The sequence below is a fragment of the Nocardia cerradoensis NBRC 101014 genome, from assembly GCF_000308535.1.
Lineage (GTDB): Bacteria > Actinomycetota > Actinomycetes > Mycobacteriales > Mycobacteriaceae > Nocardia > Nocardia cerradoensis.
On sequence record NZ_BAFW01000091.1, the window covers coordinates 1 to 14,444 of the forward strand.

Here is a 14,444-nt window from a genome sequence, read left to right on the forward strand (position 1 = left end):
CTCGCCAGACGATATGTCGCGCGACCGCCACGACCTCGCCGCGCTGGTTACGTGCCTCGACCCGGCTGTAGATCTTGTGCCCGTCGTCGGTGCCGTTCTCCGGCAGATAGCTGATCGAGATGGTGTCGCCGAACCGGACCGGTGCGGTGAAACGGACGCTGTCGTATCCGTAGGACAGTCCGTCGATCGATTTTTCGACCATCCACCGCCCCGCCGCGGTCGACATGAGACCCATGATCAGCACACCGTGTGCGACGCGTTCGCCGACCGGATGGTGCGCCGCGTACTCGGCGTCGATATGCACCGGGTAGTAGTCGCCGGTGATGCCGGCGAAGGTGTAGACGTCGAACTCGCCGATCGTCTTGGTGAAGTACACCGGCCCGGTCCCCGTCGCTGTTCCGGGTTCAGCTCGCGACATCGCGTGCCTCGTCCTCGGCGCCGGATGCGATGGGGGCGAGGGCGAATCGAGCCTCGAGCCAGTCGGCGGCATGTGCGCCCGCGACGACATTCCCGGTGGGCTCGCCCGGGGTGATCGCACCGCCGAAATGCGTTCCGCGCGCGGCGATATGGGTGCAGTCCTCGGCGCCGAGGGCCGACACCATCTGCGCGGTGTCTGCGGGGAAGGCCGATTGATCACCGGTCACCTCGATGAACAGGGTCGGGACCCGCACACCCGGTGCGCAGCGGGCGAATTCGGCATTCGACGAAATACCGGACCAGGTCGACAGCCATGCCTCTGGGGTGGTGAGCCTGCCGAAGCCGACAAGACCGTAATTGATGAGATCCGGGCGCCGTCCCATCACCGAGCCGTAGGGGCGGTCGTTGGGGTCGAGGGAGAGATCGACGGTCCGCAGATCGGCGTCGGTTCGGTACACCGTCATGATCCGCGGCGCGATCGCTTCGCGTTTGTCCTGCGCTGACCGGGTCGTCGCATACCGCTTGCGGGCGGCGGCACCCCGTTGCAGGCATTCGCGCGCATAGTCGTCGATGCGGCGGACCCGATCGAGCTGGGCAGCGCGGTAACGCTCGACGAATTCGGCGCTGTAACTGGAGCTGTGCGGCGGTTCGGCGAAACCGTTCGCCGGGTCGAAGGCGTTGAGCGCCGGGTCCACCGACATCGGGTCGAATTCGTCAGTGACGGAAGGATCGATACATCCCAGCAGGAGTTTGCCCTGGCCGGGATGGGGTGCCAGGAAGATCGCACCGTCGGCCGTGGGCATCTCCGCCTCGCTGAGCCCGGACGGCCTGCCGCCCGGGGTGACCGCGATGCGCTGCTCCGGCGCGAGTCCGGCCTGCTCCAGGTAATAGGCATACAGGGTGCCGCCGCCGGAATGTCCCAGCGTCACAATCGATTCGAACCCGCGATCGCGCAGGAACACCATTCCTGCCGCGACATCGAGTAGTGCCTGTTCGTGGATCAGCGTCAGATCGTTGTTGACCGAGCGGGTGTGCTGGGTCCACACCGCCGCACCGGCCGCGAGCAGGCCGGGTACCAGCGGATGATGGGTGATGTCCTGGCGCGGATGCATCAGGCACACCACCGTGGTCGCGCCGGGGACGGTGGTGAGTACGCCGCGGACCTTGGCGCCGTCGGCGGTTTCGAGTTCGTGGACGGTGGTCGTGGCCTCTGATGGCCGCCGACCTGCGGCGATGTATCGGCCTGCTCCCAGTCCGGTGGCAGTTACGGTCGGCATGACGCGGGCTCCAATCGCAGCGCATTCTTGTCGTGCTGGGTGACGACGCAGTCGGTCAGGCCGGCAATGGCGCTGTACCACACCGCAATTCGGCAATCGGTGGCGCGCCGATCGATGACGATCACTGCTTCGTCGGTACGGATCTCGAAATAGGGCCCGACCCTGCCGACGGTCAGGGCCGGATCCTCGGCGGCCACCGTCACGATGCCGGAGTTCTCCGGCACGTCGAGTAGGTACAGCTTCATCACGACGACGCTCCGGTTCGGTCCCGCTGGGGATCCCACTGCGCGGCCCGTTCGACGATGAGTTCGGCCTTGCGGGCCAGCAGCTTGCCGAGGGTCGGCTCGGGCTGTGAGACCACGTCGACCAGGGCGTCGACCGACAGATTCGCATCGAGGTCCTCCTGCGGAGTAACCGGACGCAGCGCTCGGGTGATTTCGAACATGTACCCGTTGGGGTCGTGGGTGTAGATCGATTCGATCGTCTCGTGCATGACCTGCATCTCCACCGGCCACTGGCTGGCGTCGAGGCGGCGCCGGTACTCCAGCAGGGCCTCCTCGGACTCGACATGAATCGCCAGATGCCGGGACTGCAGGAAGAACTGCGGGACCTCGGGCCCGAATCCCGAGTAGGCGTCGCCGCGTCCGGTGGTGTTCACCGGCTCGGTGCCGAAGTAGTAGAAGAATGCGATCCGGTCTCCGTCGCCGATGTCGAAGAAGAAGTGCACGAAATCCGGGTGGTCATTCGGCCCCCAGCCGGCGGCGCACACCGAGTGCACCACCGGAAATCCGAGCACATCCCGATAGAACCGCACGGTCGCCGCCGGATCGAAGGTCGGGAACGCCGCATGGTCCACCCCGTGCACGAGATGTCGATCGTGTAGCGAAGTCATTGGTTGCCTCCCAAGTGGGTCCTGTCGTCACCGTAGGACGACCGTTCGTCCCTGTCAACGATTCTGCAAATTATTCGTCATTGGCGCTGAAAGTGCTGATGAGGCATGGGTGGATGGGGTTCGATCGTGGAATCAGGTAGGGACCAGCCGGTATTTTGCGTTTGCGACGAACTATTGACAGATGCGTCGAATGTGGCGTAGGACATAGCTATGGCAAGACGACATGTAAGTGTTCTCGGAGGCGGGCCGGGTGGGCTGTTCGCCGCGCGCCTGCTGGCGCTGCGGCACCCCGATTGGACGATCAAGCTGTTCGAACGGCTGCAGCCGACCGACACCTTCGGATTCGGCGTCGGCTTGTCCGCGGCCGCGTTGTCCTCGATCCGCGCGGTGGATCCGCAGTCCTGTGAGCAGATCCTCGCTCACGCCATCGAATTCAGTTCGGGCAAGTTCGACCTGCCCTCGGGATCGGTGGAGATCCCCGGATTCCACAGCGGTATCGCCGTCGGACGCACCGCGCTGCTGGCCGCACTGGTGCAGACCGCTCGCGACGCCGGGGTCGAGGTGAACTTCGGTTCATCGCACACCGCGCAGGCGCTGAGCGCCGAATCCGACCTGGTGGTAGCCGCCGACGGTGTGTCGAGCAGTACCCGGGAACGCTACAATGAGGCCTTCGGTCCCGAGATCACGCTCGGGCGGGGGCGCTACATCTGGTGCGGTAGCGAGGCGCCGCTCGACGGTACGGTGTTCATGCCGGTGCACACCCCGGCCGGTACCTTCACCACACACGCCTATCCGTACGCCCCCGGTCGATCGACCTTCGTGATCGAGACCGATGAGCAAACCCTGCAGAATGCGGGCTTCGACACCCGCGACATCAGATCCGGTCGTCCCGACGACGGCACCCTGACCTTCCTCAGCGAGCAGTTCCAGCCATTGCTTCAGGGCCACAAGTTCATCGGCAACAAGTCCTGGTGGTTCCAGTTCCGCAATTTGAGCTGCCGCCGCTGGTCGCACGAGAACATCGTGCTGCTCGGCGATGCGGCCGCCACCGCCGATCCGTCGCTGGGGTCGGGCACAAAACTGGCAATGGAGTCCGCGATCGCGCTGGCCGATGCGCTGGAAACCTGGGGTGAGCGGCCGCTGGCCGAGGCGTTGGACGCATTCGAACAGACGCGCCGGCCGGCGATCGGCCGGTTCCAGGGATGGGCCGGACGCAGCCAGCTGTGGTGGGACAGCTTCCCGCAGCGGTTGCACCTGGGCCCGGCCCGGATCGCGGTCGCCTATCTGAGCCGGACCGGCGCGGTGCCGCTGGAATCCGCACTCACCACCAGTGAAGCCATCATGCGCACCGCGGCTGCGGAATGGGCCGGCGTCGACGCCGCCGATATTCCGACCGACAACTTCGTCGACTGGGTGCTGGGTCGCCCGCTGCACACCGATCGGCTGCACACCGAGACCCGGATCGTCGATGCGACGGCCGATGTGTCACAGCGGTTGGTCGTGACGTCCGCGGATCCGTGGGACAGTGCCGGCGACGCAGTCGTCGAGCGGGTGCGCGAGTGCGTCCGCAGCGACGGTCGGCCGGTGTTGCTGACCGGCGGCGCCGACCGCGATTCGTTGCTGGACCGCCTGGCGGTGGCCGAGCGAGTGCGCCTCGAGACCGGTGCCACGGTCGCGGTGACCGCGGCACCGGACTTCTCGTCCGATGTGGTGGCGGGCCTGCTCGCCGGCCGTATCGATCTGGTCCATACCCAGTCCTGAACCGAATCACAGCAGCCGATCCGACCCCGATCGACCAGAGCCCGAGGAGTGCTCATCGTGAAGTCCGAACGATGGAGGGACCAAGTGGTCCCGCTACCGAACGCTGTCGCCGAGCGATATCGTGCCGCCGGTTATTGGAAGGGCCGCACCATCGGTGACCACTTCCACGCGGTGGCGCAGCGGTACCCCGACAACATCGCCGTCGTCGACGCCGATTCGCGCTACACCTATCGTGAGCTCGATCGCCGAACCGATCTGATCGCCGCGGGTCTGCTCGGCCTCGGGTTCACCCCGGGTGATGCCGTGCTGTTCCAGGTGGAGAACTCTGCGGAGACGGTGCTGGCCTGGTACGGCGTCATCAAGGCCGGGCTGATTCCGGTGGCAACGCTGGCCGCGCATCGCGGGCACGAAATCGGGCAGATCGGCGAACTCACCACGGCGCGAGGACATCTCGTCCAGGCCGACTATCCCAAAATCGACCTGGTCGAATTCGCTCGCCGGATGGCGGCGGAGAGCCCGGAGACGACCGATCGAATCATCCTGACCGTCGGCCGGTCCACCCATCCGGATGTGGTGGCGATCGCGGAACTCGGTGCCGACATCGGCGCGGAGCAGGCGCGTGCGCTGATCGAGCGCACCGCGGCGGGGATCGACGGTGACGACATCGCGGTGTTCCAGCTGTCGGGAGGTACGACGTCGGTACCGAAGGTCATCCCGCGCCTGCACGACGAGTACTGGTACAACGCCGCGGCCTACGCCGCCCGCCTGGGCTGGGACGACACCGTCCGCGCCGCGCACATCCTGCCCGTGATCCACAACGCCGGCATCGTGCTCGGTGTGCACGCGGCGCACTCCGTCGGCGCCGCCATGGTGCTCGGCACCCCGGACCCTGATCGGTTCCTGCCGCTGATGGCCGAGAACGGGGTGACCGACATCCTGTTCTATCCGGCGCTGGCCCTGGGCTGGGCGCAGCATCCGCAGTTCGACCGCGCGACCGCTGGACTGCGGCGAGTGATCTTGACCGGGTCGAAGATCAACGACGAGAGCTTCGCACTGTTCGAGGATCGCGGTATCCGCGGGCTCGGGCTGTACGGAGCCGGGGAGGGGCTGGTCATGGTCACTCCGCCGGACGCCCCGGCGGCGGTGCGCCAGCACTCGGTCGGCATCCCGCTGTCCGAACTCGACGAGGTCCGCGTGCTCGAACCCGGCACCGAGAAGGAGGTGCCCGACGAGTCGATCGGCGAGTTGTGCTTCACCGGCCCGTATACGCTGCGCGGGTATCTGAACAGTCCGGAACGCAATGCCGAAGTGTTCACCTCCGACGGACTGTTCCGCAGTGGGGATCTTGTGGCCGCCCGGACCATAGCCGGGGTGCGTACCTACACCTTCGAGGGCCGCGCCAAAGATCTGGTCAACCGCGGCGGCGAGAAGGTCAACTCGGCCGAGATCGAATCGCTGGTGCTGCAGATTCCCGGGATCCGGCGTGCGGCTCTGGTTCCGGTCCCCGACGAGCGGCTGGGCGAACGCGGCTGTATCTGCGTGGAAGTCGTCGAGGATTCGCCCGTACCGACCCTGGCCGACATCACGCGCTTTCTCGAGGCCCGTGACGTCGCGAAGTTCAAATGGCCCGAGCGGCTGGAGGTGATGGCGCTGCCCTCCACCCGAGTGGGAAAGATCGACAAACGCGCGCTGCTCGAAGAGGTTCTGGCCCAGCCGATTTCGGGAGCAACCGATTCCGCATCGGTCGGTTGACCGACCATTCCGATCCGACTGGGGACCGAGGTCTTCGAGCCCCACGATTCAGAAAGATCAGTGAGCAAACATGGCATACGTAATCGGAATCGACGTGGGGGGCACGTTCACCGACGCGATCATCGCCGACGACAAGGGCAACATCATGGGGGCCAAAACCCCCTCCACGCCTGAGGACTACGCGGTCGGCGTGCTGAACGCGATCGACGGCCTTGCCGAGCAGGTGGGTCGCCCCCGCGAGGAAATCCTCTCGGAGACAGCCTATCTCGCGCACGGCACGACCGCGAGTATCAATGCGCTCGTGACCGGTGACGTGGCGGAGGTCGGTTTTCTGACCACCCGGGGTCACCGGGACTCGATCTACATCATGAATGTGGAGGGCCGGTATCTCGGACTGTCGGGAACAGAGGCACAGGACATCCTGCGCACCTACAAGCCCGAGGCCCTGGTACCGAAACACCGCGCGCTGGAGATCACCGAACGCATCGACTCCCGAGGTGATGTCATCGTCGCGCTGAACGAGGACGATGTGCGGTCCGCGGTGACCAACCTGCTCGAGCAGGGCGTCTCGGCGATCGCGGTCTCGCTGTTGTGGTCGTTCCAGAATCCGGCCCACGAGTTGCGGGTTCGCGAGATCATCCGCGAGATGGCTCCGGGGATGTTCGTGTCCCTGTCACACGAGGTGTCCCCCCGGATCCGGGAGTATGCCCGCAGCACCTCGACGATCATGAACGCCCAGCTCGGTCCGCCGCTGCGGCACTACCTGGAGCCGCTGACCGCCGAACTCGACGAGCGTGGTCTCGCCGGGCCGCTGCTGATCATGCAGAGCGCGGGCGGGACGATCTCGGCCGAGGACGCACCGCAGTCGGCCATCACCACGCTGGGATCCGTGCTGACCGGTGGCGTCGTCGGCGCGCATCGACTGGCCCAGCAACTCGGTCACAGCGAGGTGGTCACCACCGACGCCGGCGGTACCACCTTCCTCGTCGGCCTGGTAGTCGACGGCGAGCCTGTGCGCACTCCCGGAACCGTCATCAACAAGCAGCCGGTCAACGCGTCCACCGTGAAGGTCGACGTGATCGGCTCCGGCGGTGGTGCGATCGCGTGGATCGACGCGGGCGGCAATCTGCGCGTCGGCCCCAAGAGCGCGACGGCGGTTCCCGGACCGGCCGCCTACGGCGCCGGCGGCACCCGGCCGACGGTCACCGACGCCGATCTCGTCCTGGGCATCATCAACCCGGACTACTTTCTGGGCGGAAAGCGCACGCTGCGGCGCGATCTGGCCGAGTCCGCGCTGCTGGAACATATCGGCAAGCCACTGGGGCTCAGTGCCGAGGAAGCCGCCGCCGCCGTCTACGAGGTGCAGAATGCGCAGACCGCGGACCTGACTCGGCGGGTGGTCGTGCAGGCCGGTCACGACCCGCGCAACTTCGTGGTCTATGCCTTCGGGGGCGCCGGGCCGATCCACGCCTCGGCCTACACCGCGCAATTGGGCGCCAAGGAACTGGTCGTGCCACTCGGTGCGGGTGCGGCCGGCTTCTCCGCCTACGGTCTGGCTGCCTCCGACATCGTCGTGACGAGGGAAATGTCGGATCCCGCACCGTATCCGGTCGACCCCGCCCGGGTGCAGGAAAATTTCGAACGCCTGGAGAAGCAGGCCCTCGAAGCTCTGCAGCGCCAGGGGATCGACTTCGTCGAGATCACGATGAGCCGCGAATTCGATGCGCGGTACACCGCGCAGATGTTCGAGGTCACGGCCGCGGCGCCGGACGGTCGCCTGGACGAGGAGTCGCTGGCGATCATGGCGAAGAATTTCGAACGCCGTTACGCCGAATTGTACGGTGCGGACTCGGGATTCAGCGCCGCAGGATTCCAATTCATCAATTACCGCGTGCGCGGAACCGGCCGCTTCGCCTTCAGCCCCAGCCTGCCGGCACATCCTGTGGCCGACGGACCGGCCTCGGCCGCCGTCAAACAGCGCCGCCCGGTCTTCCTCGATATTCAGCGGGGTTTCGAAGAAACCGACATCTACGACTATTCCCTCTTGCGGGCGGGACACGAAATCGCCGGCCCCGCTGTGGTCGAGGTCGACTCCACCACTGTGACCGTCCCCGCCGATCGCGTTGCCCGCGTCGACGAGCTCGGCAACATTCGCATCACCTTCTTCTGATCGGAGACCGATATGTTCATTCCCAAACCAGTACCGGTACCCGGATCGGAGATGTACGCCAGCCGGGACATCAGCGCCGAACAGTTGCGGGCCGCCGTCAGCCCGAAGCTGCCCCTGCACGAAATAGACGCTTCGGCGTCCGAGCGTGTGGACGCGCTGACGTATGAGGTTGTCCGGCACCGAATCTGGTCCATCACCGATGAAATGGGCCAGACTCTGCGCCGGATGTCCGGATCTCCGGGCGTGACCGAATCCAACGACTTCGGGTTCGCTATCTGCGACGAACTCGGCAACGAGGTTCAGGTCGGCTTGGCCAACACCGGCATCGTCGCCTCGATGGATCTGGCCGTGTACTGGATCCTGCAGCACCGCAGCCACAATCCCGGTATCGAACCGGGTGACATGTTCTTGACCAACGATCCTTGGACCGGGGGTGGTTTGCATCAGAACGATGCGGCGATCATCGCGCCGTTCTTCTGGGAGGGCGAGCTGTTCGGCTGGACCTCGTCCTGCTGTCACCTGATCGATGTGGGCGGTTCGAAAGCCGGCTCGGCCGACATCATGGCCCTGGACGTGTTCTCCGAGGGAGCACCGACACCCCCGGTCAAGGTGGTCCGCCAGGGAACGATCCAGAACGATGTGCTCGAATCGTTCACCCGACGATCCCGCATGCCCCTGCTGGTCAATCTCGACCTGCGGGCGGAGATCAGTGCCAATCTCACCGCGCAGGCGGGGCTGCGCAAGCTCATCGAGCGCTACGGGCCGACCACGGTCAAGGCCGTCATGAAGCGCATGATGGACGACTCCGAGGCACAACTGAGGGAACGACTGCGTGCCATTCCCGACGGCTCCTGGAGCAGCACCGGGTATATCGAGCAAGCTGTGGTGGGTGACCGGAACCTCTACAACCTCGAACTCGAGTTGACCAAGAAGGGCGATCACCTCACCTTCGACTTCCGAGGCACCGCGTCCTCGGTCGGAATGGTCAACTCGCCCTATTCCGGGATGCGCGCGGCTGTCCTGGTCGGCCTGTTGCCGATCCTCGCGGGTGACATCCCGTGGTCCACGGGCGGCCTGATGCGCTGCTTCGATCTGATCTCGGACGAGGACACGATCAGCAACGCCGCATTTCCCGCCGCCGTTGGGTGGGCACCGATTTCAGCGATGTGGGGGAGTTCGAACCTGGTCGTCGAATGTATGGGCAAGATGCTCGACACCTCGATCGAGCTCAGGTCGCGGTCGCAGTCGGTGTGCACCGGCTCCTACGACATCGTGACGATGGCCGGTGTCGACGAGAACGGAAATCCGTTCGTGGCCATCGATTTCGACGGTATGGCGGGCGGTTACGGTGCGACGCCCGAACACGACGGCGGCGATACGTCCGGAATTCTGCCGATCCCGATGGGCCGGGCACCCGATGTCGAGATGCAGGAATTCCTCAATCCCTACCTGGTGCTGTGGCGTCGTGAGGAGCCCGACTCCGGCGGCCCCGGACAGTTCCGCGGCGGTGTCTCGCTGGCCGAGGCGCTCAGCCCGCACCGGACCCCGGCACCGATGTTCGGATCGTTCATGGGCAGCGGTAAGGCCCGACCCGATGCCAGCGGGCTCGCCGGTGGCTATCCGGGCGGATGTCAGCTCGACATCGTCGTCCGCGACGCCGAGGTGGCGAAGCTCTTCGCCGAGGGGCGGGTGCCCACCTCGGTCGAGGAACTCGGCGGCACCCAGGAGGTCGTCCCGACCCGGTACGAGACCCAGATCGGGGTGCGCGACGTGGTCTTCATCCACCCCGGTGGGGGCGGCGGTTTCGGTGACCCGCTGCTGCGCGATCCCGCGCACGTCGCACGCGATGTCGCCTCCGGCCGGGTCACCCCGGGCAGCGCCGAGCAAATCTACGGTGTGATCCTCGGTCCGGACGGCACGGTCGATGCCGAGGCGACCGCCACCCAGCGAACCAGCCTGCGCAAAGCCCGGCTGGGGCCGCAAGCAGGCGAACTCCGCAGTGTGAAATCCGATGCCACCGAACTCGATTCGGATACCTACCTGGACACGAACTTCACAATCGTCGAGGGGCCGGACGGACGAGCCGTGGCGTGCCGGCACTGCGAGATCACGATCGGCCCCGCGGCTGCCGATCACCTCGGTGCGCTACATGTGCGCACGGGCGAACCTGCGGAAGGTGGCTCGGCGGTGTGGAGCGACCCACGACTGCACATCGACAGTGACACGATCTTCCGGCAGCTGTGCTGTCCCGGCTGCGGTACCGCTGTGCACACCGCCGTCGTCCCCGCACACGAGCCAGTGCTCGGCCGAGACGGACACAGTTCATGTCATGGCGGAGCTAAAGTCGCCCCATGAGCAGGAACGGACGCGCACCGAAGGCCGACGCGACGATCGGTGTCACAGGTCGCCCGCAGGACCCCGACCGGTCGGCGGACCGGTCGGGGCTGCGCCGGGAACTCGTCGAGAACGAGCTCTACGAGACGGCTGCGCAGCTGTTCGCGTTGAAAGGCGTTGCGGGAACCACATTGCAGGACATCGCCTCGGCGATGGGAGTCAGCCGGCAGGCGCTGTACTACTACGTGAAGAACAAGGACGACCTGATCGAAAAGGTCGTCACGGAGATGATCGAGGTCACGCGCTCGCTCAGTGAGCACTTCATGGCAAGCGAGGAGCTGGCACCCGATGAACGGCTGCGCGCGGTCGTGCGTGCCCTGGTGCTGCAAATCGCGGAACGGCCGTACCGCCACCGGCTCGTCACACAGGCCGAATCGATGTTGTCGGGCGATCTGGCGCGGGAGCACATCGCTTATCGCAATCGTTTCGTCAAGGACATCGTCGCGACCATCGAGGCCGGGATATCCGACGGGATCTTCCGGCCGGTGGATCCGTTCACCGCGGCGATGACGATCCTGGGCAGCTGCAACTGGACCGCCTGGTGGTACCACGGCGACCTCGTCGGCGCACAGGAAACAGCCGACAGTGTCGCCGATATGGCGGTACGCGGATTGATCAGCGCGGACCGGCAGCGCTCGAGTAGTGGTACCGCGGAGGGTGCTCTCGAAACCATCCGGGAGAGCCTCAGCACGTTGGAACGTGCGCTGCGAAAGCAATCCACCGACTGATCGAATTTTTCTCTGCCCGGTGTGGCGGCCTGCCGCCACACCGGCCCTGAGCATGCCCGAAAGAAGACAACATGAACAAACCCACTGGACGCGACGCGGTAATCGTCGGCGCGGTTCGCACACCTATCGGACGCGGCCGCCCCGGAAAGGGCTACTACCGCGACGTGCACCCCAATGCTCTGCTCGGAAAGAGCTTTTCGGCGGTTCTCGATCGCTCGGGCGTCGACCCGGCACAGGTTGAGGACGTCATCGCCGGCTGCGTACAGCAGATCGGCGTACAGGGATGCAATATCGCGCGTAATGCCTGGCTGCAGGAAGGGCTGCCGGTCGAGGTCCCGGCCACGACACTCGACCGCCAGTGCGGATCCGGCCAACAGGCGGTCAATTTCGCCGCCGCCACCATCACGGCGGGCGTCAACGACGTCGTCGTCGCGGGCGGTGTCGAGCATATGGGCAGCGTGCCGTTCGCGCTGGGAGTGCAGATCCAGAACACCTTCGGCATGGCCGTCACACCAGCGCTGATCGAACGGTACGGCGTGATCGAGAACCACAATCTGGTGGGCCAGGGCATTGCCGCGGAGGCACTGGTCGATATGTGGAAGCTGTCGCGAACCGAACTCGACGAGTTGGCCGTACGCTCGCACGCACTGGCTCAGCGGGCTACCGAGAACGGTGAATTCGACCGGGAGATCGTCGAATTCACCGTCGACGGCGTCACCCATCGCACCGATGAGGGGATCCGGCCGCAGACGAACCTGGAGACCTTGGGCACACTCGAGCCGGTCTTCCGCGCCGGCGGTACCACGACCGCCGCGACCTCCTCGCAGGTCTCCGACGGATCGTCGGCCGTACTGTTGATGAGCGCGGACAAGGCCGGTGCCCTCGGGCTCGCGCCCCGGGCGCGGATCGTCGACCAGGCGGTGGTCGGTGTGGACCCGAACCGGATGATGCTCACCGGGCCGATTCCGGCGACCCGCAAGATCCTGGAACGCAATGGGATGACGATCGACGACATCGATGTCATCGAGATCAACGAGGCCTTCGCTTCCGTGGTCGCCGCCTGGAGTCGCGAACTGAAGCCGGACCTCGAGCGGGTGAACCCCCGCGGCGGTGCGATGGCGCTGGGCCATCCGCTCGGTGCTACCGGAGCGCGTCTGGTCACCACCCTGGTGCACGAACTCGAAGACACCGACAAGGAATTCGGTCTGGTCACCATGTGCTGTGGTGGTGGGCTCGGTACCGCGACCCTCATTCAACGCATGTAGTTCGCCGCCGAAAAGTCGTGTCCCGGTGCTGGTTTCAGCGCCGGGGCACCTTCATGGAAGGAAGCGGCCCCAAACCGGGACGGTTCAAAATGCCGCAGCAACTGAGCAAGCTCTACTCTTGCAACGATCGCTGGCGGCTGTGTCCTGGGTATCGAGGACGGCATTCGAGGTGGCGTCGAGGGCCTCCGCCTCACAGACGGTGCCGGGCGACCACTCGCAAGGTTCGCGCGTGCGCTTGCTCGGCCCGCTCCGGATTCCGTTCCGACAGCGCCACGTACAGTGCATCGACCACCGCGAGGTGGAGGAATCTGCTGGTCATGGCCTCGAGCCGGTAGTCGGTTTCCGCGGATCCGGCGACCAGCACAACATCGCAGACATCGGCCAGGGGGGTACGGGCGAAGCTGGTGAGGCCGATCGTGGTCGCACCGGCCTCGCGGGCGGCGGCGGTTATGGCGAGTGTCTCCTGGGTCTGACCGGAGTGGCTGACGGTGAAACACGCATCGCCGGTGCCGAGCAGGGCCGCCGACACATGCTGGGAGTGCACCTCCGGATTACTGGCCGTCATCAATCCGGCCAGCTGCAGCCGGTAGGCGGCATCGGCGGCTACCGGCTGCGAAGTTCCCACTCCTGCAACCAATACCCGGTGGGCACCGTCGAGAACCGTTACCGCGCGGCGGAATACGGAGGTATCGAGCGCCGAGACCGCCTGGCTGAGCGCCTGCGCGGTCTCCAGGAATATCGCTCCCGGCAATCCTATCGACTTGTCCCGTGCCGGCGGCCGGGTCGAAATATCTCCGGCCAGCTGCAATTTCAACTCTTGGAAGCCGCGAAATCCGAGCTCCTGGCTGAAGCGCACCACCGACCCGACCGAGGTATCCGACTGCGAAGCCAGTTCACCGACCGACATTCCCAGTACCGTCGCCGGCTGTTCTCGCAGGATCTGCGCGACCCGGTTGCCCGCCGGCGACAACGTCCCGGCCCGCGCCCGAATCCGTTCGGAGACGGTGGCACCGCGGGCGCCGGGGTCCGCGCCTCCAGCGTCGATGACATTGCCGGATTCGGTATTGCTGGGTCCAGCACTGCTTGTTTCAGGCTTCGCAGGTTGGGTCAACGTTCCTCACATATAGCTGCGGCGGATCCGGTTGCTGACTGCTTCGACGATCGCGACGAGCACCAGCACGATGATCATCACCGCCGCGGCCCGCCGATAGTCCAGCGCCTGCAGCGCGGTGACCAACTCGTAGCCTATTCCGCCGGCTCCCACGATGCCCAATACGATCGAGCTTCGGATGTTGATGTCGAAGCGGTACAGGGTATTCGCCACCAGGCTTGGCATGATCTGTGGCAGCACCGCATGCTTGATGATCTGCAGTGGCGAGGCACCGACCGCGGCGAGCGCTTCTCCCGGTCCGGGGTCCACCTCTTCGATCCGCTCGGCATACACCTTGCCCAGCATGCCGATCGAGTGGATCGCCAGCCCGAGAATGCCGGGCAGCGGGCCGAGTCCGAGCGCGGCGACGAACATGAGCGCGAACACGAAATCGGGTACGGCGCGGCACACCATGATCAGGAATCGCACCACCACGAATACCGAGCGATGCGGCGCCAGGTTCCGGGCGCCGAGAAGTGCCAGCGGCAGCGACACCACGGCCGCCAGCAGTGTGCCCAGGAACGCGACCTCGATGGTCACCAACGTCGCCGACAGCAGATCGGACAGGCCCTTGAAGTCCGGCGGCCACATGTTCTCGGCGATGAAGCGGCCGAAGGCCGGCATGGCGGCCAGCACCT

At 65.8% G+C, this 14,444-nt stretch carries 12 protein-coding genes; 6 read left to right on the forward strand and 6 right to left on the reverse strand.

Annotated elements, in window-relative coordinates; all coding sequences use genetic code 11:
* The 4 genes from ON23_RS10110 to ON23_RS10125 form a co-directional block, all read right to left on the reverse strand.
* Nucleotides 1-418: MaoC family dehydratase (locus ON23_RS10110; protein ID WP_039777771.1), on the reverse strand; the 418-nt coding region annotated here is incomplete at its 3' end.
* Nucleotides 405-1,694, reverse strand: a complete 1,290-nt coding sequence (locus ON23_RS10115) for a hypothetical protein (RefSeq protein WP_051042327.1) — start codon at nt 1,692-1,694, stop codon at nt 405-407. The genes ON23_RS10115 and ON23_RS10110, both read right to left, overlap by 14 nt.
* Nucleotides 1,682-1,939 (reverse strand): hypothetical protein, encoded by a 258-nt coding sequence (locus ON23_RS10120; protein ID WP_039777760.1) that lies wholly within the window; start codon nt 1,937-1,939, stop codon nt 1,682-1,684. Before ON23_RS10120 ends, ON23_RS10115 begins: the two co-directional genes overlap by 13 nt.
* A complete protein-coding gene (locus tag ON23_RS10125) occupies nt 1,939-2,586 on the reverse strand; it encodes a VOC family protein (protein WP_039777762.1) in 648 nt (215 codons plus the stop codon). The genes ON23_RS10120 and ON23_RS10125 overlap by 1 nt, the downstream gene beginning before the upstream one ends.
* A 210-nt stretch (nt 2,587-2,796) precedes the next feature.
* Between ON23_RS10125 and ON23_RS10130 the strand changes: the two genes are divergently transcribed.
* The 6 genes from ON23_RS10130 (at nt 2,797) to ON23_RS10155 (ending at nt 12,656) form a co-directional block, all read left to right on the forward strand.
* On the forward strand, nt 2,797-4,347 hold the full coding sequence (locus ON23_RS10130) for an FAD-dependent monooxygenase (protein WP_039777764.1): 1,551 nt from the start codon (nt 2,797-2,799) through the stop codon (nt 4,345-4,347).
* A gap of 57 nt (nt 4,348-4,404) precedes the next feature.
* Nucleotides 4,405-6,099 (forward strand): AMP-binding protein, encoded by a 1,695-nt coding sequence (locus ON23_RS10135; RefSeq protein WP_039777774.1) that lies wholly within the window; start codon nt 4,405-4,407, stop codon nt 6,097-6,099.
* Between the two features lie 70 nt (nt 6,100-6,169).
* Nucleotides 6,170-8,269: a hydantoinase/oxoprolinase family protein gene (locus tag ON23_RS10140; RefSeq protein WP_039777765.1), complete on the forward strand. Its 2,100-nt coding sequence runs from the start codon at nt 6,170-6,172 to the stop codon at nt 8,267-8,269.
* Nucleotides 8,270-8,320: 51 nt separating this feature from the next.
* The gene (locus ON23_RS10145; RefSeq protein ID WP_063821247.1) at nt 8,321-10,624 is read left to right on the forward strand and encodes a hydantoinase B/oxoprolinase family protein; all 2,304 of its coding nucleotides are present in this window, start codon (nt 8,321-8,323) and stop codon (nt 10,622-10,624) included.
* Nucleotides 10,621-11,391 (forward strand): TetR/AcrR family transcriptional regulator, encoded by a 771-nt coding sequence (locus ON23_RS10150; protein ID WP_051042330.1) that lies wholly within the window; start codon nt 10,621-10,623, stop codon nt 11,389-11,391. The genes ON23_RS10145 and ON23_RS10150 overlap by 4 nt, the downstream gene beginning before the upstream one ends.
* Before the next feature lie 71 nt (nt 11,392-11,462).
* On the forward strand, nt 11,463-12,656 hold the full coding sequence (locus tag ON23_RS10155; protein WP_039777767.1) for a thiolase family protein: 1,194 nt from the start codon (nt 11,463-11,465) through the stop codon (nt 12,654-12,656).
* A 190-nt stretch (nt 12,657-12,846) separates the two neighbouring features.
* Here the strand turns inward: ON23_RS10155 and ON23_RS10160 are convergent, their stop codons facing one another.
* Both ON23_RS10160 and phnE read right to left on the reverse strand, forming a co-directional pair.
* Nucleotides 12,847-13,767, reverse strand: coding sequence for a MurR/RpiR family transcriptional regulator (locus tag ON23_RS10160; protein ID WP_083903820.1), 921 nt, complete (start codon nt 13,765-13,767; stop codon nt 12,847-12,849).
* A gap of 6 nt (nt 13,768-13,773) precedes the next feature.
* Nucleotides 13,774-14,444 (reverse strand): phosphonate ABC transporter, permease protein PhnE (phnE, locus tag ON23_RS10165; RefSeq protein ID WP_039777769.1); only part of this gene is annotated, 671 nt, incomplete at its 5' end.

Bases quoted from the DNA above. Each gene is read 5' to 3' on its own strand.
- ON23_RS10130 (WP_039777764.1), top strand. From the start codon at position 2,797: ATGGCAAGACGACATGTAAGTGTTCTCGGAGGCGGGCCGGGTGGGCTG.
- ON23_RS10150 (WP_051042330.1), top strand. From the start codon at position 10,621: ATGAGCAGGAACGGACGCGCACCGAAGGCCGACGCGACGATCGGTGTC.
- ON23_RS10140 (WP_039777765.1), top strand. From the start codon at position 6,170: ATGGCATACGTAATCGGAATCGACGTGGGGGGCACGTTCACCGACGCG.
- ON23_RS10155 (WP_039777767.1), top strand. From the start codon at position 11,463: ATGAACAAACCCACTGGACGCGACGCGGTAATCGTCGGCGCGGTTCGC.
- ON23_RS10115 (WP_051042327.1), bottom strand. From the start codon at position 1,694: ATGCCGACCGTAACTGCCACCGGACTGGGAGCAGGCCGATACATCGCC.
- ON23_RS10120 (WP_039777760.1), bottom strand. From the start codon at position 1,939: ATGAAGCTGTACCTACTCGACGTGCCGGAGAACTCCGGCATCGTGACG.
- ON23_RS10125 (WP_039777762.1), bottom strand. From the start codon at position 2,586: ATGACTTCGCTACACGATCGACATCTCGTGCACGGGGTGGACCATGCG.
- ON23_RS10145 (WP_063821247.1), top strand. From the start codon at position 8,321: ATGTACGCCAGCCGGGACATCAGCGCCGAACAGTTGCGGGCCGCCGTC.